This is a genomic window from Kitasatospora sp. NPDC127116 (assembly GCF_042677365.1).
Lineage (GTDB): Bacteria > Actinomycetota > Actinomycetes > Streptomycetales > Streptomycetaceae > Kitasatospora > Kitasatospora lactacystinica.
In genome coordinates this window covers 1-22,732 of record NZ_JBHXTL010000088.1, presented here as the reverse complement: position 1 = coordinate 22,732, position 22,732 = coordinate 1, and the positions used below count along the sequence as shown (strand labels likewise).

Genomic DNA, 22,732 nt, shown 5'->3' with positions numbered 1-22,732 from the left:
CCGCCGCACTGGGCCGTCGCGTTGGGCCGTTCGGGGCAGCCTCCCATGCGGGGACGGGCGGGAGGCGGCGGGTGGTTCTGGTCCGGGGATGAACAAGTCCTGAGGACCGGTGGCATGGCAAGCTGGCCCGCATGTGCGGTCGGTTCGCAGCCAGCAGCAAGCCCGAGGACGTCGTCGAGCTGTTCGACGTCGAGCACTGGGATCCCGCGGAGACCCTGGACCCGAACTGGAACGTCGCGCCGACCAACAGCGCCTTCGTGGTGCTGGAGCGGCTGGGCGGGGAGCGGCCGCGGCCGGTGCGGCAGCTGCGGGTGCTGCGCTGGGGGCTGGTGCCGCAGTGGTCGAACTCCGCCGAGACGGCGGTGAAGATGATCAACGCCCGGTCGGACACGGTGCACGAGAAGCCCTCGTACCGGCAGGCCTTCGCCGCGCGCCGGTGCGTCCTGCCGGTGGACGGCTACTACGAGTGGCAGACGGTGCCGGGGGAGCGCGGAAAGGCCCGCAAGAAGCCGTACTTCGTCTCCCGGGCCGACGGCACCCCGCTGGCGCTGGCCGGGCTGTACGAGTTCTGGCGCAACCGGGCGGTGCCGCCCGGGCACCCGGAGGCCTGGCTGGTGACCTTCACGATCGTCACCACGGACGCCGAGGAGTCGCTGGCGCCGATCCACGAGCGGATGCCGCTGTTCCTGGACCCGGGGGACTGGGACGAGTGGCTGGACCCGCGGCTGACCGACCCGGACGGGCTGCGCCGGCTGCTGGTGCCCCCGCCGCCGGGCGCGCTGCTGGCCACCCCGGTGTCGCCGGCGGTCGGCAGCATCCGCAACAACGGTCCGGAGCTCAAGGAGCCGTGGACCGAGGTCGAGTACGAGACCACCCTGTTCTGAACCTTCCTGGAGTCACTGCGATGAGCACCACCGAACTGGTCCCCACCGAGGCCGGGGAGGCCCGGATCACCTACCACCGCGCCGAGCGGCCCGTGGCCGTGCTGGCGCTCGGCCACGGCGCGGGCGGCGGGATCGAGGCCCGGGACCTGGTGGCGCTGGCCGGGAAGCTGCCGGCCCGGCGGATCACCGTGGCGCTGGTCGAGCAGCCCTGGCGGGTGGCGGGCCGCAGGCTCGGCCCGGCGCCGAGGACGCTGGACCTCGGCTGGCGGCCGGTGGCGGAGCGGCTGGCCGGGCAGGGCCTGCCGCTGGTGGTGGGCGGTCGCAGCGCCGGGGCGCGGGTGGCCTGCCGCACGGGCGCGGCGACCGGGGCGGTCGGGGTGGTGGCCCTGGCGTTCCCGCTGCACCCTCCGGGCAAGCCGGAGAAGAGCCGGGCCGGGGAGCTGCTGGAGTCCGCTCTGCCGACGCTGGTGGTGCAGAGCGCGGCGGACCCGTTCGGCGGGCCGGCGGAGTTCCCGGAGCTCCCGGAGGGGCACGAACTGGTGGCGGTGCCGTACGGCAGCCACGGCTTCGAGGTGCCCAAGCGGGCGCCGGTGGGGCAGGACGAGGTGCTGGACCTGATCTGTTCGTCGGTGGGGGACTGGGTGCTGCGGCTGGCGTGAGGCCGTGAGCGGGGAGTTTCCGCTCGATCACTCGTGCGAGCGAATGGTGCCCGGGGGGCGGGAATGCGGCCGGGGCCGGTGTGGTTGTCGTGTCCGTCAGCACGAGTCACCGGTGTGAGAGGCAGGGCAGATGGGTTCGATCGCGTGCCCCGAGCGGCCTGAGGAGCGCGAGGCCACCACGGCGTTCGCCCCCTCGTGGTCGGAGTGGCTCGACGCGGGCGAGAAGCCCGTCAGCCCGATATCCTCCATTTCTGGGCGGCCCGCCGTGGGCCGTGCCCGTCATGCCGAGGAGGTGGGTCCGGTCGTCGGGACCGAGCACGAGGCCGATCCGGGCCGTGGCCCGGGCGACGCCCTGCCCGCGGGCGAGGCGCTCACCGGTGAGGAGCTGGCCGAGGCGATCGGTGAGGACACCTACCGGGTGTCGGCGGAGGAGAGCGAGGAGGCCCGGCGGGAGCGCTTCGAGCGCGACGCCCTGGGCTACCTGGATCCGATGTATTCGGCGGCGCTGCGCATGACGCGCAACCCGGCCGACGCGGAGGACCTGCTCCAGGAGGCGTTCGCGAAGGCGTACGCGTCCTTCCACCAGTTCCGCGAGGGCACGAACCTCAAGGCCTGGCTGTACCGCATCCTCACCAACACGTTCATCAACTCGTACCGCAAGAAGCAGCGGGAGCCCCAGCGCACCGCGGCGGAGGAGATCGAGGACTGGCAGCTGGCCCGGGCCGAGTCGCACATGTCGACCGGTCTGCGCTCGGCCGAGACCCAGGCGCTCGACCACCTTCCCGACAGTGATGTGAAGGACGCGCTCCAGGCCATCCCGGAGGAATTCCGGATCGCCGTCTATCTCGCGGACGTAGAAGGCTTTGCGTACAAGGAGATCGCGGACATCATGGGTACTCCCATCGGTACGGTGATGTCCCGGCTGCACCGCGGCCGTCGTCAGCTGCGCGGCATGCTGGAGGATTACGCCCGTGAGCGCGGGCTGGTCCCGGCCGGCAGCGGGGCAGGGCAGGAAGCGAAGGGCTCGGGCTCATGAGCTGCGGCGATCCGCACGAAACCGAGTGTGGCGAGGTCCTCGACCACCTCTATGAATTCCTCGACAACGAGATGCCCGAGGGCGACTGCGCAAAGTTGCGCGTCCACTTCGAGGAGTGCTCGCCCTGCCTGAAGCAGTACGGGCTGGAGCAGGCGATCAAGGCATTGATCAAGCGTTCCTGCGGGTGCGACGACACCCCGACCGACCTGCGCAGCAAGGTGCTGGCCAGGATCGACTCGATCCGGGCCGGGCAGCGCTCGGGCGAGCAGGTGGTGGTCGCGGTGGAGACCACCGTCGAGGTGCACGCCGAGTCGGCCCGTCCGGCGCCCGGGCTGGGCGGGGCGGCCGAACAGGAATCCACGGAGCGCCCCGGCGCACCGGTCGAGGCCGGCGCCCAGGCGGAGTGACGGCCCCTCGGCGAACGCCCGCGCGGCGAACGTCCGTGCGACGGGCGGCCGGGTGGCCGACCACCGGGAACGGTGGTCCGCCGGCCCGCCGGTGAGGGTGGGGCGGACGGTTCGCGCAGGTCGGGCAAGGAGTGACAGCGGCCCCGGGAGTGTGTGCTCCCGGGGCCGTTCCCGTTCCGCTCGCATGCGCCCTCACTCGTTCGAGTGAGTTGGCGGTGCGCCAACTGCGCCGTTGCGCCATCATGCGTCCCCATGTCCGGACGGCGGCCTATTCTCCTGACGGACACTCACCGTCGGTCCGCCCGACGCGTTGAGGCAAGACGGGGTCCGTACGGCGGGGAGGTCGAGATCGCTACCGACTGTGGAGGATCGACCCTGCCGCGAGGGGCGGCGCGCTACCTGGTGGCCGTCCCGGTGGCGGCGCTGTGCTGCCTGGTGCCGCTGCTGCCCGCCGCGGCCGCCCCCGGGGTGCCGCACTGGCTGGGCGCTCCGGTGGACTGGCCCAAGGTCGGGCTGCTGGCCTTCCTGCACGGCTGCTGGGAGTCCCTGGCCCAGGGCCTGCCCACGCCCTGCCTGGTGCTGGTGCGCCGGCTGCTGCACCGGCCCGCGCTGCCCGAGCGGACGCCGGCCCGGCCCGGGGTGAACGCCTTCTTCCCGGTGCTGTTCGCCGGGGTGCTGATGCTCCCGCCGTCCGCCGCCGCCCTGGTCGCCGCCCCGGCCGCGCTGCTCGGCGGCCCGAACGGGCGCGGCTGCCGCCCGCGCCAGCTGTTCAACGGCTCCCAGCTCGCGCTGTGCGCCTTCGCCTCCTCGGCCGCCTTCCACCTGCTGCGCGGCCCGCAGCTGCTGCTCGGCTCCCGCTTCCCGGCCGCGCTGCTGCCGGGATTCGCCGCCGTCGCGGTGTTCTGCCTGGTCAACGGGGTGGTGGTGGGCGTGATGCTGATGCTCGGCGAGGGGCGCCGCCCCGGGGTGCTGCTGCGCGGGGCGCACGCGGTGTGCGGGCTGCCGGTGCTGGTGCACGCGGCCGGCGGGCTGATGGTCGCGGTGCTCTGGCAGGGCCCGTACGGCGCGTTCGCGGCGCTGCTCGCCCTGCTGCCGCTGTCCATCTCGGCCTGGGTGTTCGCCCAGGGCCAGCGCGAGCGCGACGCCCACCAGGCCACCGTGCAGTCGCTGGTGCAGGCCGTGGAGATCAAGGACTCCTACACCCGGGGCCACAGCGAACGGGTCGGCCGGGCCTCGGTGCTGATCGCCACTCAGCTCGGCATGGAGGCCGAGCGGCTGCGCACCCTGCGCTTCGCCGGCATCCTGCACGACGTCGGCAAGCTCGGGGTGGCCACCGAACTGCTGCGCAGAAACGGTCCCCTCACCGAGGCGGAGCGCCGGGCGGTGGAGATCCACCCGGTGTACGGGTACGAGCTGGTGCGCGGGATCGACTTCCTCGGCGAGGCGCACGCCGGAATCCTGCACCACCACGAGCGGATGGACGGCCGGGGCTACCCGAGCGGGCTGGCCGGCGAGCGGATCCCCGAGTTCGCCCGGATCATCTCGGTCGCCGACGCCTTCGACTCGATGACCTCCACCCGCTCCTACCGGCGCGGCCGCCCGGTCGGCGAGGCGGTCACGGAACTGGAGCGCTGCTCGGGCAGCCAGTTCGACCCGGTGATGGTGCGGGCGCTGATCGACGCGCTGGCCGGGCACGACTGGCAGCCGGTGGTGCACTCCGAGGACGGCATCGAGGCGGTGCCGGACATCCCGCTCGGGGTGCCCGAGCCGGTCCGGGCGGCGCCGGGCCGGGTGCCGCCCCAGGGCGGGAGCGTCCCCGCGGCCGGGCAGCCGTGAGGGCCCCCGGGCGCGCGGCTTCCGGGCGTGCGGTGCTCGGAGCGGGGGTGTTCGGGCGTGCGGTGTGCGGAGCGGGGGCGTTCGGGCCCCGGGCGCTGCGGCGGGTGCTCCTCGGCCGCACGCCCTGCGGGCGCACCGCGCGCGCGGTGCACGCGGTGGCCGCCGCGCTGCTGGTGCTCGCGCTGGGCGCCGTCGCGGTGCGCGGGGTCGCGGAGCCCGGGGTCGTGCTGGCGTTCACCGCGCTGATCGCGCTCGGCGAGTGCGTCCGGATCACCCTTCCGGGGGATCGGGAGCAGGCGCCCATCGGGGCGGCCGGCGCGCTGGCGTACGCGCTGCTCGGGCCGCTGCGCGGAGTGCCGACCGCGCACGGGACGCTCCAGGTGGTCGCGGTGACCGGGGCCGGTCTGCTGCTGGGCTGGCTGGCCTGCCTCGTCCTGCCGCGCCGCGTCCTGCCGGGCGGCCCCGGCCGTCCGCCCGGCCGTCCGCCCTGGGCCGACCCGGCCCGCCGCGACGGCGCCGCCCGCCGGCTGCTCGCCGTCGGCTTCGCGGCCGCCGTCTTCCAGCCGCTCTACAACGGCGGCGCGGTCGACCGCTTCTCGCCCGAGGGCCCGGCGTACGGGGCGTTCCTGACCGCCGTCGCCGCGCTGGCCGCGCTCTGCGACGCGACCCTGGCGGCGCTGCTGCGCCGCTCCGGCGGCGGGCTGCGGTTCCCGGCGGCGCTGGAGGACGAGCTGCGCTCGCTGTTCGGCATCGGCTCGGCGATCGTCGCCACCGGGATGCTGGTCAGCCTCGCGGCGGGCGAGGTCGGGCTGTGGGCGCTGCCGCTGTTCTGCACCCCGCTGCTGCTCGCCCAGGTGTCCTTCCGGCGCGCCGCCGCCGTGCGGGCCACCACCGGGCAGACCATCGCCAGCCTCGCCCGGGCCACCGAGGTGGCCGGCTACACCCCGCACGGGCACGCGCGCCGGGTCGCGGACACGGCGTGCGCGCTGGGCCGCGAGCTGGGTATGGGTACCCGCGAGCTCGCCCTGTTGGAGTACGCCGCGCTGATGCACGACGTCGGCCAGCTCTCCCTGGTCGAACCGGTTCCGGACGGCGCCACCGCCCTGCTGCCGTACGCCGAGCAGCAGCGGATCGCCCGCCTCGGCAGCGAGGTGATCAGCCGCACCGGAGTGCCCCGGCAGGTCGCCGAGCAGGTCGCCCGGCTGGCCGACCCGTACACCGGACCCGCCCCCGGCGAGGGGCCGGTGCCGCTCGCGTCCCGGATCATCCGGGTCGCCAACGCCCACGACGACCTGCTCACGTCGGCCCGCGGCCGGGGCGTCGGCGAGGCCGTCGGGCGGCTGGAGGCCCTGGAGGTGCTGCGGCTGGGCCGCGGCCGGGTCTACGACCCCCGCGTGGTGGACGCCCTCGCCAGGGTGGGCGGCCAGGCCCGTCGCTGAGGGCGGGCCCGGGCGCGCGGGGCTCGCACGGTACGGGCCGTGCGCCGCCGTCGCGGGACCGGGAAAACCGGGTTCCGGCCGTCAGGGGTTGAGCGGGTGGGATCGGACGGGCAGGCTGGGGAGGGGCGGACCCCAACCTCGGCGGTGGGGAGCGCGGGCGGGGGCGGGCGTGGTTGGATGCGGTCGTAGCGTGGAACACCGACCCGGGGCACCGGGCCCCGAACACCGTCCGAGGCGGTACGGGCACGGTGGCACGGGACTTGAGCGGACGACGACGGCAGGGACGAACGTGAGGATCTTCCACCGGGCACGGCACCGGCCGTCCGCCACCTGGCGGCAGACGACCGACCGGGCCTTCACGCTGATCGGCGACGGCCGCTACGAGGACGCCGGCGCGCTGCTGGTGATGGCCGCCGACCTGGAGCCGTGGCTCTCCGACTCCTGGTTCAACCTCGCCCTGCTGCACAAGTTCCGCCGGGACTGGGAGCAGGCCCGCTCGGCCGGGCTGCGCGCCGTCGCCCTGCTGGACCGCGAGCACGGCGCCCCGGACTGGTGGAACCTCGGCATCACCGCCACCGCCCTCCAGGACTGGCCGCTGGCCCGCCGCGCCTGGCAGGCGTACGGGCTGAAGCTGCCCGGCGGCCCCGGCGGGCAGCAGGACGGCCCGGTCAGCCTGGACCTCGGCACCACCCCGGTACGGCTCTCCCCGGACGGCGAGTCCGAGGTGGTCTGGGGCCGCCGGCTGGACCCGGCCCGGATCGAGGTGCTGTCCATCCCGCTGCCCTCCTCCGGCCGCCGCTGGGGCGAGGTGGTGCTGCACGACGGCGCCCCGCACGGCGAGCGGGTCACCGACGGCGTCGCCTACCCGGTGTTCGACGAGATCGAGCTGTGGGCGCCCTCCCCGGTGCCGACCTACGTGGTGCTGCTCCAGGCCGCCACCGCCGGGGACCGGGACGCGCTGGAGCGGCTGGTCGCCGACGCCGGCTACGCGGCCGAGGACTGGACCTCCTCGGTGCGGCTGCTGTGCCGGGCCTGCTCGGAGAGCCGGATGGCCTCCGACGACGGCGTCGCCGCCCACCACGACCCGCACGACGACGGCGACGCCGCCCACCCCGGCCACCTCAGCCACCTCAGCCAGGGCGGCGCGGCCGGGATGTCCTGGCTGGTCGAGCGCGAGTGCGGGATCGCCGCACCGGCCCACCTGGTGCGCACCCTGCTGGACCGCTGGGTCGCGGCCGCCCCGGGAAGCCGGGCTTACCGGGATCTCGAAGAAGTGTGCTGAGTACCCTGGTGAGGTAACGCGTACACCGACGGAAGCGGAAGACATGGCGGAGCAGGCCGAGCAGCACGAGCACGAGCACGACGTGGAGGGGACGGCGCCCGAGACGCCCGTGAAGGTGATCGGTGAGGAGCCCGACCTCAGCAAGGGCACCGCGCGCCCGATCACCGTCGTCGGCAACCCGGTGCTGCACCGCGAGGTCAAGGACGTCACCGTCTTCGACGGCGAGCTGTCCGCACTGATCGACGACATGTTCCAGTCGATGTACGCCGCCGAGGGCGTCGGCCTCGCCGCCAACCAGATCGGCGTCGACCTCAAGGTCTTCGTCTACGACTGCCCGGACGACGACGGCGTGCGCCACATCGGCCACGTGATCAACCCGGTGCTGGAGGAGTACCCGGCCGACCGCCGCCGCGTCCTGGACGACGGCAACGAGGGCTGCCTCTCCGTCCCCACCGCCTACGCGGAGCTGGCCCGCCCGGACTTCGCCGCGGTCACCGGCGTCGACAAGGACGGCAAGCCGATCCGCGTCGAGGGCACCGGCTTCTTCTCCCGCTGCCTCCAGCACGAGACCGACCACCTGTACGGCACCCTCTACATCGACAAGCTGTCGAAGCGGGACCGCAAGGACGCCCTGCAGCAGATGGCCGAGGGCACCCCGAAGTACGCGACGGTGTCGAACGCCTGACGGTGCGGTACGTGCGAGGGCCGGGACACCGCTGGTGTCCCGGCCCTCGGCGTGGGGTCAGCCGTGCCGCAGCCGGCCGGTGGACTCGCGGGCGACCAGCTCCGGGCTGAACAGGTAGTCCCTGACCTGGCCGCCGTGCCCCTCCAGCTGGCGCCACAGGGCCTCGGCGACGGCCGCGGCCATCTCCTGGATCGGCTGGCGCACGGTGGTCAGCGGCGGGTTGCTGTGGGCGGCCAGGTAGCAGTCGTCGTAGCCGACCACGGAGAGGTCGCCCGGCACCGAGCGGCCGGCCTCGCGGGCGGCCTGGGCGACGCCGAGGGCCATCAGGTCGCTGCCGGCGACGATCGCGGTGACGCCCGCGTCGAACAGCTGGCGGGCGGCCGCGGCGCCGCCGGCGATCGAGTAGGAGGACTCGGCGTACCAGTCGGCGGGGGCCTCCTCGCCGAGCAGTTCGCGCATCGCGCGCCGGTAGCCGTCCAGGCGGTTGATCGAGGGCCGCAGGTAGCCCTGGCCGCCGGCCAGTCCGATCCGCCGGTGGCCGAGTTCGCGCAGGTGCGCGACGGCGATCCGGGCGCCGAGCGCCTCGTCGGTGGCGACGGTGGGTACGGCCAGGCCCTCGACCCGGCCGCTGACCAGCACCATCGGGATGCCGCGTTCGTGCAGCAGCCGGTAGAAGCCGTGGTCGGCGTGCGGGTTGGCGTGCCGGCCGGAGACCAGGACCAGCCCGGAGACGCCCTTGCGCAGCAGGACGTCGATGTAGCCCAGCTCGGCGGTGCCCTGGCGGGTGGAGGTGCCGACCACGGCGGTCAGGCCGTGCTTGGCGAGCTGCACCTCGATCGCGGAGGCGAGCAGGGGGAAGACCGGGTTGTCGAGTTCGGGGACGACGATGCCGATGAGCGCGCCCTGGTGCGGGTCGTAGCCCTGGTCGGGCTGCCAGCCGAGCTCCCGCATGGCCTCGGCGACCTTGAGCCTGGTGTCGTCGGAGACACCCGGTCGGTCGTTGATCACCCTGCTCACCGAGGCGGCGCTGACGCCTGCCCGGGCGGCGATGTCCCGTAGTGACGGGCCGCTCAATGTGGTCCTCCCGACTGGTCGAGCCTGCATCTTACAAATCCCGGGCCGCGGGTCGGCGAGGCTGTTGAAACAATCTTAGCAACATATTGCGCAACAGTTTCATCGCCGTTACGGTTCCCTCGTCGGCCCCGGTAAGCGGAACGCCGCCCTCCAGTACCCTGTTCGCCCGACCGAGGAGCTCCATGGACACGGCCCGCAGCCACCGCCTCGCCGCCCGCCACCAGCCGCACCACGACGGCTCCGCGCGCTACGTCGGCGACCTCGCGCCCCGGCTCGGGCAGAAGGTCGACCTGCTGGTCCGGGTCCCGGCCGACCAGCCGGTGGAGCGGGTCTTCCTGCGCTCCGTCCCCGACGGCGAACCGCACTTCGAGGCCGCCGTGCCCGACCGCACCGACGCCGACGCGAACTGGTGGCGGGTCGGCCTGACGATGGTCAACCCGGAGATGAACTACCGGTTCTGGCTGCACACCCCGGACGGCGGACGCTGGCTCACCGCGGCGGGCCTGCACGACCACGACCTGCCGGACGCCACCGACTTCCGCCTCACCGCCCACCCGGCCCCGCCGGCCTGGGCCGCCGACGCGGTGGTCTACCAGATCTTCCCCGACCGCTACGCCCGGGGCGGCGACGCCCCGCTCGCCGAGTGGGCCCGCCCGGCCGACTGGGACACCCCGCTGCACACCGGCGACGCCGCCGCCCTCCAGCAGATGTACGGCGGCGACCTCTGGGGCGTGGCCCGCAGGATCGACCACATCCAGCGCCTCGGCGCCACCGTCATCTACCTCACCCCCTTCTTCGAGGGCCGCTCCAACCACCGCTACGACGCCGTCTCCTTCGACCGCGTCGACCCGGCGCTCGGCGGCGACGAGGCGCTGATCGCACTGATCGCCGAGGCGCACCGGCGCGGCATCAAGGTGATCGGCGACATCACCCTCAACCACTCCGGCAGCGACCACGAGTGGTTCCGCACCGCCCAGCGGGACCCCGGCAGCCCCGAGGCCGGCTACTACTTCTTCGGCGAGGGCGGCCCCGAGGACTACGCCACCTTCCTGGGCGTGCGCACCCTGCCGACCTTCGACCACCGCTCGGCCGAACTGCGCCGCCGCCTCTACGAGGGCCCCGACTCGGTGGTCGCCAAGTACCTCAAGGCGCCGTTCCACCTGGACGGCTGGCGGGTCGACGTGGCCCAGATGGCCGGCCGGCGCGGCGAGGTCGAACTCAACCGCCTGGTCGCCACCACCACCGCCGCCACCGTACGGGCCGCCAACCCCGACGCCGTGCTGCTCGCCGAGCACCAGCACGACGCCTCGCTCGCCCTGGGCGGCGACGGCTGGCAGGGCACCATGAGCTACGCGGGCTTCACCCGCCCGGTCTGGGCCTGGCTCGCCGAACGGCACGACCAGAAGGACTTCTGGGCGGTGCCCGGGCCGATCCCCGACTACAGCGGCGCCCAACTGCGGGCCACCATGACGGCGTTCGGCGCCGCCCTGCCCTGGCGCAGCCGGGTGCACAACCTCACCCTGCTGGACTCGCACGACACCGCCCGGTTCCGCAGCTTCGCCGGCCCCGAGCGCCAACTGCTGGGCGCGGCCCTGCTGTTCACCCTGCCCGGCACCCCGATGGTGTTCTCCGGCGACGAGGTCGGCGTGGTGGGCGAGGGCCTGGAGGAGGGCCGCAAGCCCTTCCCCTGGGACGAGTCCGCCTGGGACCAGCACACCTACCGCACCTACCGCGAGCTGATCCGGCTGCGCCGCGGCCACAGCGCGCTCGGCGGCGGCGGGCTGCGCTGGCTGCTCGCCGAGCGCGACGTCCTGCTGTTCGAGCGCGAGGACGACCAGGAGCGGATCCTGGTGCAGATCAGCCGGGCCGACCACCCGCCGGTGGCGGGGGAGTGGCACGCCACCCACCTTCTCGGCGGGCCGCAGCTCGTCCCCGGCCGCGACCTGCCCGCCGAGGGCCCGGCCGTGCACGTCTGGTCGGTGGCCCGATGAGCACCTCCACCGCGGGGACCGCCGCCGCCGTGCGCCGCGGCCGGACCGAACGCGTCCCGGGCTTCCGCTCCGAACAGCTCGGCAACGAACGGGACCTCCTGGTCCACCTGCCGCCCGGCTACGACGAGAACCCGGACGCCGACTACCCGGTGCTCTACCTCCAGGACGGCCAGCAGGTCTTCGACCAGGGACAGCGGCCCACCTGGGCGCTGGACCGGACGCTGGAGCAGCTCTACGCCGAGGGCCTGATACCCGAGCTGATCGCGGTCGGCGTGCCCAACGCCGGCGCCGAGCGCGGCACCGAGTACTCGCACGTCGCCGAGTACTGGCGCACCCCCGGCACCCCGCTCAAGGGCCACCGCTACGAGGCGTTCCTGGTCGACGAGGTCAAGCCGTTCGTCGACGCCCGCTACCGGACCAGGACCGGGCCGGAGCACACCGCGGTGATGGGCTCCTCGATGGGCGGCCTGGTCGCCTACCACATGGCCTTCCGCCGCCCCGAGGTGTTCGGCCTGGCCGCCGTCCTCTCCCCGTTCCTCACCCACGTCGACCCGGCCGGCCTCGGCGAGAAGTCGGTGTACGAGCGCTACCGCCGCCGCGGGCCCAGCCGGCTCTGGCTGGACATCGGCGGCCGGGAGGGCCTGATCCTGGCCCGGCCGGCCAGGGAACTGGCCGTCCAGCTCCTCGACGAGGCCGGCTACACCAGCGGCGCCGACCTCCTCTACTACGAGGACCCGCAGGCACCCCACCACGAGGACGCCTGGCGTCCCCGCGCCCGGCACGCGCTGCTGCACCTGTTCGGTGCCGCCTCGCCGGTCGTCTCGCTCACCGCCGCCGCGCACCTGCGGCTCGCCCCCGGCGAGACCTGGAGCGCCGTCAACCCGGTCGCCGTCCGGGCCGACGGCGTGCGGTACACCGCACTGGAGGCCGACTACCGGGTGGAGCGGCCCGAGGTCGCCGCCGTCCTGCCGCACGGGCTGCTGCGCCCGCTGGCCGCCGGCCGCACCGCGGTGACCGTCCGGGCGCACGGGCTGGACGCGCCCACCGAGGTCGAGGTGGCGCCGGAGCTGCCGGCCCGGCCCGTCCTGGAGGTGGTCGTCACCGTGCCGGACGGCACCCCGGACGACGCGCCGGTGATGTTCGGCCCGCTGCCCTGCCGACCCGACGGCCCCGGGCGCTTCCGCGGCCGGATCGCCGTCCCGCGCGGCACCGGCTTCGACGGCGGCGTCTCCCGCGGCTGGGGCCTGGACGCCGTCGACGAGGACGGCCTGCGGGTCGTGCACCCGCTCACCGTCGACCGGGACACCCGCCTCGACCTCACCGTCGACCGCTGGCACCGCCCGGCGGACGGCATCTGACCCGCCCTCCCGGGCCCGGCCCCACCCCGGGGTCCGGGCCCCACCCGCCCCGGGGCCCGGCCCCACCCCCTCCCAGACGAAGGAGTCTCGGACGATGCGCTACCGCAGACACGCCGCTCTCGGCGTCCTCGCCCTGCTGGTCACGGCCTGCGGCGGCACCTCGCCCGCCGGCACGCCGTCCACCGGCACCCCGGCCGCCGGCTCATCCGCCGCGGGCGGCGCCCCGGGGGGACCGATGACCGACCCGCCGATCCCGGCCGCGGAGGGCGATCTGGTGATCTGGGCGCAGACCCAGCAGGCCGCCGCCCTCCAGCCGGTCGCCGACCGGTTCGGCAAGGAGCACGGGGTCAAGGTCACCGTCGTCCCGCAGTCCGTCAACACCCAGCAGGCCTACGTCTCGGCCACCAACGCGGGCAAGGGCCCCGACCTGGTGGTGGGCGCCTCCGACTGGCTGGGCAACCTGGTGCAGAACGGCGTCGTCGCGCCCGTTCCGCTCACCGGGGCGCAGAAGGTGTCGTTCGAGCCCGCCGCGCTGGAGGCCGTGCAGCACGACGGCCGGCCGTACGGGCTGCCCTACGCGACCGAGAGCCTGGTGCTGTTCCGCAACACCGAACTCGCCCCGGACGCCCCCGCCACCTTCGAGGACCTCGCCGCCGCCGGGCAGGGCGCCGTCAAGGCCGGCCGCAGCGACGTCCCGCTCGCCCTGCCGATCGGCCAGCAGGGCAACGCGTACGCGCTGCAGCCGCTGTTCACCTCGGCCGGCGGCTACCTGTTCGGCACCAAGGCGGACGGCGGCTACGACACCGCCGACCTCGGGGTCGGCGGGCCGGGCTCGATCGCGGCCGGCGAGCTGTTCAAGCAGTACGGGGAGAAGGGCAGCGCGCTGTTCAACCGCTCGGTGGACACCAACGCCATCGCGCTGTTCACCGAGCGCAAGACGCCGTTCCTGGTGGCAGGCCCCTGGGCGTTGGGCCAGCTCAAGCAGTCCGGGCTGCCCTACGCGATCTCGCCGGTGCCCGGCTGGGCGGGCAAGGGCCAGGCCCGGCCGTTCATCGGGGTGCAGAGCTTCTACCTGTCCGCCAAGGCCAGGAACGTGCCGCTGGCCCAGGAGTTCCTGCTGCGCGAGATCGGCTCCGAGTCGGGCCAGCTGGCGCTCTACCAGGCCTCGCCGGAGCCGCCGGCGCTGACCTCCGCGCTCGCCCGGGCGTCCGCGACCGACCCCGACATCGGCGCCCTCGCCGCCGCCGGGGCGGGCGGGCAGCCGCTGCCGACGATCCCCGCGATGAACGCGATCTGGGGGCCGCTCGGCCAGGCCGAGGCGAACATCGTGGCCGGTGCCGACCCGGCCACGACCATGAAGCAGGCCGGCGAGGCCATCCGGGCCGCCCTGGGCTCCGCCCGCTGAGGCCCCGGCCCTTCCGAACCCCCGTACACCCCGTACACCGAACTCCCGTACACCGAACTCCCGTACCGAGCCCCCGTGTGCCGGGCCTCCGTGCACCCAGCCCCCGTGTGCCGAGCCCTCCGCACGCGTGCCGCCACCCGGACGGCCACCACCTCCGGGCGCCCTCCGGACCAGGGACCACCCATGACCTCCCCCACCCTTCAGGACAGCAGGCGCCCGGACGACGACTCCGCCGCCGCCCCGGACCGCCCGCCCCGCCGGGCCCCCCGCCGCTCGGGCGCCGTCACCGCGCTCGTGGCGAGGACCTCCCTGCTGGCCGCCGTCGCCGCCCTCGCCCTCTACGCGGCGCCCCGGCTGTACGACGGCGGGCACTGGGCCGCGCTCGGCGTGCTGGCCGCGGCCGTCGGCGCGACGTTCTGGACCTACCTCTCGCCGCGCCGGCTGCCCGCCAAGTACCTGCTGCCCGCCACCGGGCTCTTCCTCGCGTTCGTGGCCTACCCCGTGCTGTACATCGTCGCCATCTCCTTCACCGACTACGGCGACGGCCACCTCCTCACCAAGGACCAGGCGGTCCGCAGCCTCGTCGAGCACTCCGTCGAGCCCGTTCCCGGCAGCCCCTCGTACGCGCTCACCGTCGCCACCGGACCGGACGGCGGCCCGCTGGTGCTGCTGCTCACCGATCCCGACACCGGGCAGGTGTCGGCCGGCACCGCGAGCGGCCTCGCCCCCGCCCCCGCCGGGACGGTCGCCGGACCGGACGGCCGGGTCACCTCCGCCCCCGGACTGAAGCTGCTCACCTTCGGCCAGGTCAACGCCCGCTCCGCCGAGCTGACCGGCCTGCGGGTGCCGGTGGACGGTGCCTTCCTGGTGAGCCAGGGGCTGTCGATGGCCACCACCGCCCGGCCCACCCTCGTCCACGACCGGGCGGCCGACACCCTCACCGACACCCGCGACGGCACCGTCTACCACCCGGAGGACGGCCGGTACACCGCCGCCGACGGCTCCGGGCGGACCCTGCCCACCGGCTGGCACCGCACCGTCGGCTTCGCCAACTTCACCGCCGTGCTCACCAGCCCCGCCATCCGCGGCCCCTTCCTCGGCGTGCTCGCCTGGACCTTCGGCTTCGCCCTGCTCTCCACCGGCGCGTCCTTCGCCCTCGGCCTCGGCCTCGCGCTCACCCTGCACCACCCGCGGCTGCGCGGGCAGCGGGTCTACCGCTCGCTGATGCTGCTGCCGTACGCGATGCCCGCGTTCATCGGCATCCTGATCTGGCAGAGCATGTACAACCGGGACTTCGGGCTGCTCAACCAACTGCTGCACACCCGGATCGACTGGCTGGGCGAGGCCTGGAGCGCCCGGTTCGCGGTGGTGCTCACCAGCCTCTGGCTCGGCTTCCCCAACATGCTGCTGATCTGCACCGGCGTGCTGCAGGCGATGCCCGCCGAGCTCAACGAGGCCGCCCGGATCGACGGCGCCGGGCCGTGGCGGGCGTTCCGGGCGGTCACCTTCCCGCTGCTGCTGGTCGCCGCCGCACCGGTGCTGATCTCGTCCTTCGCCTTCAACTTCAACAACTTCAACGCCATCCAACTGCTCACCGGCGGCGGGCCGTTCGACGGCGCGGGCGGCACGGCCGGCTCCACCGACATCCTGATCAGCTACACCTACCGGCTGGCCTTCGGCGGGCAGGGCGCCCAGTACGGCTTCGCCGCCGCGCTGTCCATCGTCATCTTCCTGCTGGTCGGGCTGATCACGCTGGTGGGCTTCCGCCGCACCCGCGCCCTTGAGGAGCTGAACGCATGACCGCCACGTCCGGTACCACCGGCACCACCGGCACCGCTGCCGCGCGCTGGCTGCGCCGCTTCGGCTGGCGGCACCTGATCGCCGTACTCGCCGTCTGCTTCGCGCTGTTCCCGCTGCTGTTCGTGCTCTCCGCCGCGCTCAACCCGCTCGGCACGCTCCAGTCGTCCACCCTGCTGCCCCGGCACGCCTCGCTCGCCAACTTCACCGCGCTCTTCACCGACGGGCAGTACCCGTTCGCCCGGTGGCTGGGGAACACCGCGCTGGTCTGCGGCACCTTCGCGGTGCTCAACGTGCTGCTCGGGGTGCTGGCCGCGTACGCCTTCTCGCGGTTCCGCTTCCGGGGGCGGCGGTTCGGGCTGATGGCGGTCTTCCTGGTGCAGATGTTCCCGCAGTTCCTCGCGGTGATCTCGCTCTACCTGATGTTCGCGAAGATCGGCGACGTGCTGCCGGCGATCGGCCTGGACACCCCGTGGGGCCTGGTGCTGGTCTACCTCGGCGGCGCGATGGGGGTGAACACCTGGCTGATGAAGGGCTACCTGGACACCATCCCGCGCGAGATCGACGAGGCCGCCAAGGTGGACGGCGCCGGGCACGCCCAGATCTTCTTCCGGCTGATCCTGCCGCTCGCCGCGCCGATGCTGGTGGTGATCTCCATCCTGTCGCTGACCGCCGCGCTCAACGACGTGATCCTCGCGAACATCTTCCTGACCTCGAACGACTCCAAGACGGTCGCGGTCGGCCTCTACGGGATCATCTCCGGCCAACAGGACCAGAACTACGGCCTGTTCGCCGCCGGTGCGCTGGTGACCTCGCTGCCGGTGATCGTGGTCTACCAGTTCCTCCAGCGCTACCTGGCCCAGGGGCTGACCGCGGGATCGGTCAAGGGCTGAGCGCGGGTGGCCGGCCCGCCGCCCCGGACGCCGACGACGTCCGGGGCGGGGTGGTGGGTCCCGCACAGGGGGTCCCGTGCGGGCGGCGGATCAGGATTCGCCGTGCTGGCCGCGGGAGAAGATGGTCGGGCTGCCGGGGAGTTCCGGATTCGCGCCGAGGTGGTCGGCCAGGTCGCGCACCCCCTCGACCAGCGAGACCGACGGCCGGTATCCCAGGCCCTGGAGCTTGGAGATGTCGCCGACCAGCCGGTAGGTGTCGTCCTCGATCTCCGGGATCACGCTGACCTCGGGCGTCTTGCCGGTGGCCTCCCCGATCGTGTCGACGAGCTCGCGCATCGACACCTCCGTGCCGGAGCCGATGTTGAACACCTCGCCCAGGTCGGCCCGGTCGGCGATCGTCAGCAACCCCTGGACCAGGTCGGTGACATGGACGAAGTCGCGGGTCTTCCGGTCGATGTCGCCCACGATCTGGATGGGTCGGTGGTTGAGGTGCCAGCGCAGGAAGCGGCCGACCTCGACCATCGCCTCGTGCGGGTTCTCCCCCGGTCCGTAGACGCAGAAGGGGCGGCCGACCACCACCGGGAGGCCGCAGGCGCGGTGGAGTGCCAGGCAGGTGATCTCGCCGCTGAGTTTGGACGCGCCGTACGGCACGAAGGGGCGGGTCGGGTGGTCCTCGTCCATGGGGAATTTCCGGGGCGTTCCGTAGACGGACGCGGACGAGACGTAGACGACCCGACGGACGGGCGCCTTGAGGAGGGCCTCGGCGAAGATCAGCGTGCCGAGTGCGTTGATCTCGAAGTCGAGGCGCGGCTGCGTCACCGACAACGTGCCGTTCGCGTTCGCGGCGACGTGGAAGACCAGGTCCGCGTCGTCCACGGCCGCGGCGACGGCGTCGACCTCGCGGATGTCCAGCAGGTGCAGGGTGGTCCCGGACGGCGCCGAGATGCTCGTGGCCGTCCGGGCGTTGTCGATGATCGACACCTCTTTCCCCAGGAAGAGAAGAGCGCTGGTCAGGTGCCTTCCGACGAAACCCAATCCGCCCGACACCAATACCTTGTCGTATTCTTCGAGCATGTAATCGATATATCAGGCCTAGAACATATGGGCGATCCGGGAATTCGAATTCGCGTCCGTCCGGGTGAATATCGGGCGAGCGGGGTTTGTCCCGGGGTGGAGTTCAGGCCCGCTGGGCGGCCGTCGGCCCGGTGTCGAAGGCACGGAAGAGCGAGAGGTCGGGGGTACGGCCGCGGATCGTGGTCCAGGCCTCGTGGAAGTCGCGCCGGATCCGGGACGGGAGCCAGGGGGCGGGCCGCAGCTCCGGAGGGAGGAGCGGGTCGCGCTCCAGGGCGTGGGTGAAGGCCTCGGCCAGCCGCAGCGCGACGGCGACGAGTTCGACGGAGCCGAGGTCGGGGCCGAGGGGATCCGCGGCGAGCACGTCGGCGAGGGGCCGGTAGGCCTCGACCGTCTCGGCCGAGGGCCACAGGTGCTCCGCGGTGGAGGCGGGGTCGGTGAAGCCCGGACCGGTCAGGCGGGTGGCCTCCGCCGTGATCAGGTAGGCGCCGACCGTCGCCGCCGAGGCCTCGGCGGTGAGTTCGTCGAGGAGGTCGTGCGGGCTCACGTAGGCGCCGGGCGCGAGCGGCACGGCACCGAGCCGGGTCAGCGCGGCCCGCAGGGCGTCGCGCTCCGACCGGTGCCGCTCGGGGACGGAGAAGGTGTAGAGGCGCCAGAGCCCGTCCCAGGGGGCGAGGCCGGCGTCCTGCGCGTAGGCGAGCGCGACGAACCGGACGTCCATGTCCGAGCGGAGCCTGCCCGCGTCGGTCAGCACGAGCCGGCCCTTGCGGCCCCGCCCCTCCTGCCGCAGGACGCCCGCCGCCTCCAGCCGGCGGACGGCCAGCCGCACCGGCTGGTCCGACAGGCCGACCGCCGCGGCGACGTCGTAGACGTAGTCGAGCGAGGCCGTGCCCTGCGGATCGAAGCAGGCCTCGACGACCGTTCGCGGCGCGGCTTTGTCTGCGGACACGGAAGACCTCGGTTCTCGATCACGAGCCCCGGGGCGGGGCCGTCCGGTCAATCTGCCACACCGGCCGCCGGCGTCGGCTCAGGACCCCTGCTGGACGAAGAGCCACTCCGGGCCGTAGGTGAGGTGGGGATCGGCGGGGAGCTTGATGGCGTTGATCACCCGTGCGGCGTCGCCCAGATCGCTCATGTGCCCGATCGCGTCGAAGAGCTCGTTCCCGTTGCCGCCCCAGGCGTGTTCGAGGGACGTCAGCATGGCGCTGTAGGACGTGTTGAAGTCGTGCAGTGCGGAGGCGGTGGGCTGGTCGGGCGCGTTGGCGGGGTCGTTGGCCCAGCCGCCGGCGGGAACACGGGCGACCGGCGAGGTGTCCGGGAGCGGTACGTCGGGGCCGGTGAACTCGAACCTCCCCGTCGCGGGGTTCTCGACCAGCTTCCTGCCGACGGCGATCTCCTTGAACGCGTAGTAGTGGGCGAGTTCGCCAGGAGGGCCGGGGAAGGGGTTGTCGGGCGAGACATCGGTGCCCTCGCCCTGGGTCCGGATGACGTCGATCGCCTTCAGCACGTCGTCCAGGGTGTTCATCGCGACGATGTTGTTGCCGGCGCCGTGCTGCGACCCCAGCGGGAACGTCACCTGGTTCCGGCCGGTGAGCAGGTGCGCGAACCTCGGGAAGACATCGGCGATGCGCTGGTAGAAGGCGCCGATCGTGTTGCCGTCGGCGGCGAACGCGAGCGGGTTCTCGGGCTTCTCGATGTCGGCGAAGAGGCCCGCCGACTCCCTGGTCAGCCCGCCGAGGGAGACGATCAGCCCCGGGTTGACCCCGCCGGGCAGCTCGCCCGGGTACTTCGGGACGGTGGCGGGGTCGGTCAGGACGACGGTGCCGCCGATGCTGGTGAGCATGTTGCAGACCAGGCCGAAGTGCGACATCTCGTCGAAGACGATCTCCCGGATCGTGTGGCGGACGGGCTGGGTGTTGTCCTGGCTCGTGATCGACCAGAGCGCGGTGGCGTAGGGCGGGATGGTGGAGAGCTCCAGCATGATCGCCCGCTGGAGCGCGTCCTTGAGCTCCTGCTCGGTCCAGTCCTCCTCGGAGATGTTCATGAGCTGGACGATCGCGTCGCTCTCGTAGTCCAGGATTCCGGTCGTCACGCTGGTCACCTTTCGTTCGGCTGTGCGCCGGACCGTAGCCGGAGGCGGATCGCGCGCGGACGCATGCCGTCGGTGCGGCCGAGGAGTTCATCCGGACGGATGTCGCGTCTCGCCCGAGGTGCTCCTGCCCGGCGCCGGCCGGGCAGGAGCACCTCGGTGCTCGATCACGCGCCTTCCCAGGGATAGCCGTGGCGGCGGAAGGCCGAGGCGATGGCCGCCTTCCCGCCCTCGACGTCGTCGTCGAAGAGGACGCGCCCGACCGGTGACTCGATCCGCACCTTGCCGCCGTGACGGAAGACGCCGCCGACCTGGTCGCGGGTGATCACCCGGCTGTCGTCGCCCTCGACGATGGTGATGCTCTCGTCCGAGATCCGCAGCGCGGCGGCGTGGTAGGTGACGAAGAGCCCGATCACGAGGCCGACGGCGGCGAGCGCCACCGGCCGTCCGATCACCATGGCCGGGGAGGAGAACGAGCCCAGGAACCGCACGGTGTCCGCGTAGGGGATCGGGTGCCGGGCGGCGAACTGGAGCAGCCACGGGACGGCGAAGCCGAGGCCGGCGCCGACCGCGCCGCAGAAGACCCAGACGACCACCTTGGTGTCGAGGGGCATCCGGAGCTCGGTCGCGGCGGACTGGGCGCCGATTTCTTTCGTCATGCGTACGACCGTAGCAGATTCGATAGTTCATGGCCGGGCGAAGGGTGGCGGGCGTGACGGCACGCACCCGGGCAATCGCCGCCGCCCGGCGTGAACGCCGGGCGGCGGCGGGGGAGCTCAGGGCTGCGGGGTGGTGGTGACGGTGATCAGGTGGGAGGTCCAGTCGGTCATCTCGCCGACGTAGAGGGTGACGCTCCAGGAGTCGTTGCGGGAGAGGCGGTTGGCGACGCCCTGGCCGCCGCCCGGCCCGATGCAGATCCGGATGAAGTCGCGGTGGGCCTCGCGGATGGGGAGCTCGCGGACGCGCTCCCAGAGGACGGGGAGGGCGTGGTCGAGGCTGGGGAAGTCGGCGGGGAGCATGATGCCGGCGATCCCGGCCCGGACGGCGCTCACGCGGCGTCCGCCTCGGGGGAGATGTGGCACCAGACGAACTTTCCGATGCCGCCCTCGCGCGGGCAGCAGCCCCACTGGGTGGCCAGCTGCTGGACGAGCCGCAGGCCCCGGCCGGTTTCGGCGGAGGTGGAGCCGGGCCGGAGGGAGGGCTTCTCGCTGTTGGCGTCGTGCACCTCGATGCGGAGGGTGTCGTCCGGGGAGAGCTGGAAGCGGATGAAGATCAGCCGGTCACGCGGGGCGCGGGCGTGCCGGACGGCGTTGGTGACCAGCTCGCTGACCAGCAATTCACCGGTGAAGACGAGGAGTTCGCCGGAGGGGTGGGGGAGGAGGAAGTCGTGGAGCTCCCAGCGGGCGGCACGGGGGGCTTGCGATGCCGGGGCAACCAGCAGGTCCGCTCGGCGGGGATGGGGGAGGGGGAGAGGTCTTCAGGCATGGCGGGGCCACCTATGGAGTGTGCAGGTGAGAGTGGCTGAAGAGGGCATGGGGATGCCCGGTGAGCAGCCCGCTGTGATCACGATGTGTCGACTAGCGAGATACGTTGAGTAGCGTGCTCCTGGGGGCTTCTAAAGTGCAAGTCCCCACTTTGGAAGTGATCAAGGATTGTTGCCGATGCCGAGGGGAGGCAGACTGACAGCTCACAGAAGTGGGGAGGTCGCGACGGTGCCCGTGAACAAGAACCCGACTGTTCGGCAGCGTCGGCTGGCTCGAACGCTCAAGGAATTGCGGGGAGATGCCGATCTGACGATTGCTCAGTCGGCTCGGCATCTTGCGTGCGCCGAGAGCAAGATCAGCCGCATCGAGGCTGCGCAGTCCGGGATTCGATTGGTGGATCTCCGGCTGCTGCTCGACCTGTACGGGGTGAAGGACCCGGAGACCAGAGGCCGGCTGGAGATTCTGTCGCGTGAAGGCCGCCTGCGTGGCTGGTGGGATCGCTACTCGGAGGCGTTGTCGCCGCTGTATGCCGACTACATTGCCTTGGAGTCCGATGCGTCGGACATGTACAGCATCCAGACTCTTCTGGTGCCGGGGATCCTGCAGACCGAGGACTACACCAGGGCTGTTGTGAGAGCGCAGATAGAGGATGCGACGTCTGAGCAGATCGAGACTCTGACGAAGGTTCGCCAAGAGCGTCGCTCGGTTCTGGCGAGGGATACGCCGATGACGGTATGGGCCGTGCTCTCGGAGTCAGCGCTCAGGCATCAGGTCGGTGGGCCGTCGGTGATGCGCGAGCAGCTTCGATCCCTCGCGGCTTCCTCCGAAAGTCCGAACATCAACGTTCAGATCCTGCCGGAGGCATCGGAGATCCACGCCGCGCTCTTCGGGCCGGTCACCATCCTCAGCTTTCCGGAGGTGGCCGAGACCGACGTGGTGTACGTCGACAGCCTCCTCAGCACTCTGTACATCGAGGAGCCGGACGAAGTTTTCAAGTACGCGAACCTGTTCCGCCGCGCCCTGGCGGAGTCCCTGCCCCGCAATGAATCGATCGCGCTCATCGAGCGCATCGCGAGTGAGAAGGTCTAGATCGTGAGCGAGTTCTCGCCAGAAGGTGTCGCAGGACTTGAGTGGCACAAGTCTTCGTTCTCGGGTGCGCAGAGCGAGTGCGTTGAGGTGGCTGTTGGCCTGCCTGGTGCCGTTCCTGTCCGGGACTCGAAGGAACCGGACGGGCCAGCTCTGTTGTTCGCGGCTGAGGCTTGGTCGTCCTTCCTCGCCGGGATCAAGGGCGGGGAGTTTCCGTCCCTCTGAACCGACAGAGGTGCCCCGCACGGCTGTGGCC

Annotated in this window: 22 protein-coding genes; 15 read left to right on the top strand and 7 right to left on the bottom strand. The window is 72.9% G+C overall.

Going from position 1 to position 22,732, the window contains the following annotated elements; genetic code table 11:
- The first annotated feature begins 131 nt into the window (after positions 1-131).
- From ACFVHV_RS29525 to def, 8 genes are all read left to right on the top strand, one after another.
- Positions 132-884, top strand: coding sequence for an SOS response-associated peptidase (locus tag ACFVHV_RS29525; protein ID WP_359908437.1), 753 nt, complete (start codon positions 132-134; stop codon positions 882-884).
- Positions 885-904: 20 nt separating this feature from the next.
- Positions 905-1,543: an alpha/beta family hydrolase gene (locus ACFVHV_RS29520; RefSeq protein ID WP_380354938.1), complete on the top strand. Its 639-nt coding sequence runs from the start codon at positions 905-907 to the stop codon at positions 1,541-1,543.
- 130 nt (positions 1,544-1,673) lie between these two features.
- Positions 1,674-2,579 carry a sigma-70 family RNA polymerase sigma factor gene (locus tag ACFVHV_RS29515; protein WP_380354936.1) on the top strand — a complete coding sequence of 302 codons (906 nt, stop codon included), beginning with the start codon at positions 1,674-1,676 and terminating at the stop codon, positions 2,577-2,579.
- Positions 2,576-2,986 (top strand): mycothiol system anti-sigma-R factor, encoded by a 411-nt coding sequence (rsrA, locus tag ACFVHV_RS29510; RefSeq protein ID WP_359908442.1) that lies wholly within the window; start codon positions 2,576-2,578, stop codon positions 2,984-2,986. The genes ACFVHV_RS29515 and rsrA overlap by 4 nt, the downstream gene beginning before the upstream one ends.
- A gap of 402 nt (positions 2,987-3,388) precedes the next feature.
- Positions 3,389-4,822: an HD-GYP domain-containing protein gene (locus tag ACFVHV_RS29505; RefSeq protein ID WP_359908445.1), complete on the top strand. Its 1,434-nt coding sequence runs from the start codon at positions 3,389-3,391 to the stop codon at positions 4,820-4,822.
- Positions 4,823-4,926: 104 nt separating this feature from the next.
- Positions 4,927-6,261, top strand: coding sequence for an HD-GYP domain-containing protein (locus ACFVHV_RS29500; protein WP_380354963.1), 1,335 nt, complete (start codon positions 4,927-4,929; stop codon positions 6,259-6,261).
- Positions 6,262-6,550: 289 nt separating this feature from the next.
- Entirely contained in the window at positions 6,551-7,543 is a 993-nt protein-coding gene (locus tag ACFVHV_RS29495) for a hypothetical protein (RefSeq protein ID WP_359908447.1), read from the top strand.
- A gap of 43 nt (positions 7,544-7,586) precedes the next feature.
- Entirely contained in the window at positions 7,587-8,228 is a 642-nt protein-coding gene (gene def / locus ACFVHV_RS29490; protein WP_359908449.1) for a peptide deformylase, read from the top strand.
- 57 nt (positions 8,229-8,285) lie between these two features.
- Here the strand turns inward: def and ACFVHV_RS29485 are convergent, their stop codons facing one another.
- Entirely contained in the window at positions 8,286-9,332 is a 1,047-nt protein-coding gene (locus ACFVHV_RS29485; protein ID WP_380354931.1) for a LacI family DNA-binding transcriptional regulator, read from the bottom strand.
- A 152-nt stretch (positions 9,333-9,484) separates the two neighbouring features.
- Between ACFVHV_RS29485 and ACFVHV_RS29480 the strand changes: the two genes are divergently transcribed.
- From ACFVHV_RS29480 to ACFVHV_RS29460, 5 genes are all read left to right on the top strand, one after another.
- Positions 9,485-11,293: a glycoside hydrolase family 13 protein gene (locus ACFVHV_RS29480; protein ID WP_380354929.1), complete on the top strand. Its 1,809-nt coding sequence runs from the start codon at positions 9,485-9,487 to the stop codon at positions 11,291-11,293.
- Complete coding sequence (locus ACFVHV_RS29475) at positions 11,290-12,651, top strand: alpha/beta hydrolase (RefSeq protein WP_380354926.1); 1,362 nt, start codon at positions 11,290-11,292, stop codon at positions 12,649-12,651. The genes ACFVHV_RS29480 and ACFVHV_RS29475 overlap by 4 nt, the downstream gene beginning before the upstream one ends.
- Before the next feature lie 94 nt (positions 12,652-12,745).
- On the top strand, positions 12,746-14,056 hold the full coding sequence (locus ACFVHV_RS29470; protein ID WP_380354923.1) for an extracellular solute-binding protein: 1,311 nt from the start codon (positions 12,746-12,748) through the stop codon (positions 14,054-14,056).
- A 183-nt stretch (positions 14,057-14,239) separates the two neighbouring features.
- Positions 14,240-15,856 (top strand): ABC transporter permease subunit, encoded by a 1,617-nt coding sequence (locus ACFVHV_RS29465; RefSeq protein WP_359908463.1) that lies wholly within the window; start codon positions 14,240-14,242, stop codon positions 15,854-15,856.
- Positions 15,853-16,746, top strand: a complete 894-nt coding sequence (locus ACFVHV_RS29460) for a sugar ABC transporter permease (protein WP_359908466.1) — start codon at positions 15,853-15,855, stop codon at positions 16,744-16,746. Before ACFVHV_RS29465 ends, ACFVHV_RS29460 begins: the two co-directional genes overlap by 4 nt.
- Before the next feature lie 90 nt (positions 16,747-16,836).
- On the opposite strand, the gene ACFVHV_RS29455 is transcribed toward ACFVHV_RS29460, so the two are convergent.
- The 6 genes from ACFVHV_RS29455 to ACFVHV_RS29430 form a co-directional block, all read right to left on the bottom strand.
- A complete protein-coding gene (locus tag ACFVHV_RS29455; protein ID WP_380354921.1) occupies positions 16,837-17,820 on the bottom strand; it encodes an NAD-dependent epimerase/dehydratase family protein in 984 nt (327 codons plus the stop codon).
- Between the two features lie 103 nt (positions 17,821-17,923).
- Positions 17,924-18,766 carry a transcriptional regulator gene (locus tag ACFVHV_RS29450; protein WP_359908471.1) on the bottom strand — a complete coding sequence of 281 codons (843 nt, stop codon included), beginning with the start codon at positions 18,764-18,766 and terminating at the stop codon, positions 17,924-17,926.
- Between the two features lie 78 nt (positions 18,767-18,844).
- Positions 18,845-19,909: a ferritin-like protein gene (locus ACFVHV_RS29445; protein WP_380354918.1), complete on the bottom strand. Its 1,065-nt coding sequence runs from the start codon at positions 19,907-19,909 to the stop codon at positions 18,845-18,847.
- Positions 19,910-20,073: 164 nt separating this feature from the next.
- Positions 20,074-20,565: a hypothetical protein gene (locus ACFVHV_RS29440; protein WP_380354915.1), complete on the bottom strand. Its 492-nt coding sequence runs from the start codon at positions 20,563-20,565 to the stop codon at positions 20,074-20,076.
- A 117-nt stretch (positions 20,566-20,682) separates the two neighbouring features.
- Positions 20,683-20,958, bottom strand: a complete 276-nt coding sequence (locus ACFVHV_RS29435; RefSeq protein WP_380354912.1) for a hypothetical protein — start codon at positions 20,956-20,958, stop codon at positions 20,683-20,685.
- Positions 20,955-21,344 carry an ATP-binding protein gene (locus tag ACFVHV_RS29430; RefSeq protein WP_380354961.1) on the bottom strand — a complete coding sequence of 130 codons (390 nt, stop codon included), beginning with the start codon at positions 21,342-21,344 and terminating at the stop codon, positions 20,955-20,957. Before ACFVHV_RS29430 ends, ACFVHV_RS29435 begins: the two co-directional genes overlap by 4 nt.
- Positions 21,345-21,624: 280 nt before the next feature.
- On the opposite strand from ACFVHV_RS29430, the gene ACFVHV_RS29425 reads away from it, so the two are divergent.
- Together ACFVHV_RS29425 and ACFVHV_RS29420 are read left to right on the top strand one after the other, a co-directional pair.
- Positions 21,625-22,479, top strand: a complete 855-nt coding sequence (locus ACFVHV_RS29425) for a helix-turn-helix domain-containing protein (protein WP_380354909.1) — start codon at positions 21,625-21,627, stop codon at positions 22,477-22,479.
- Between the two features lie 3 nt (positions 22,480-22,482).
- On the top strand, positions 22,483-22,701 hold the full coding sequence (locus ACFVHV_RS29420) for a DUF397 domain-containing protein (RefSeq protein WP_380354906.1): 219 nt from the start codon (positions 22,483-22,485) through the stop codon (positions 22,699-22,701).
- Positions 22,702-22,732 lie beyond the last annotated feature (31 nt).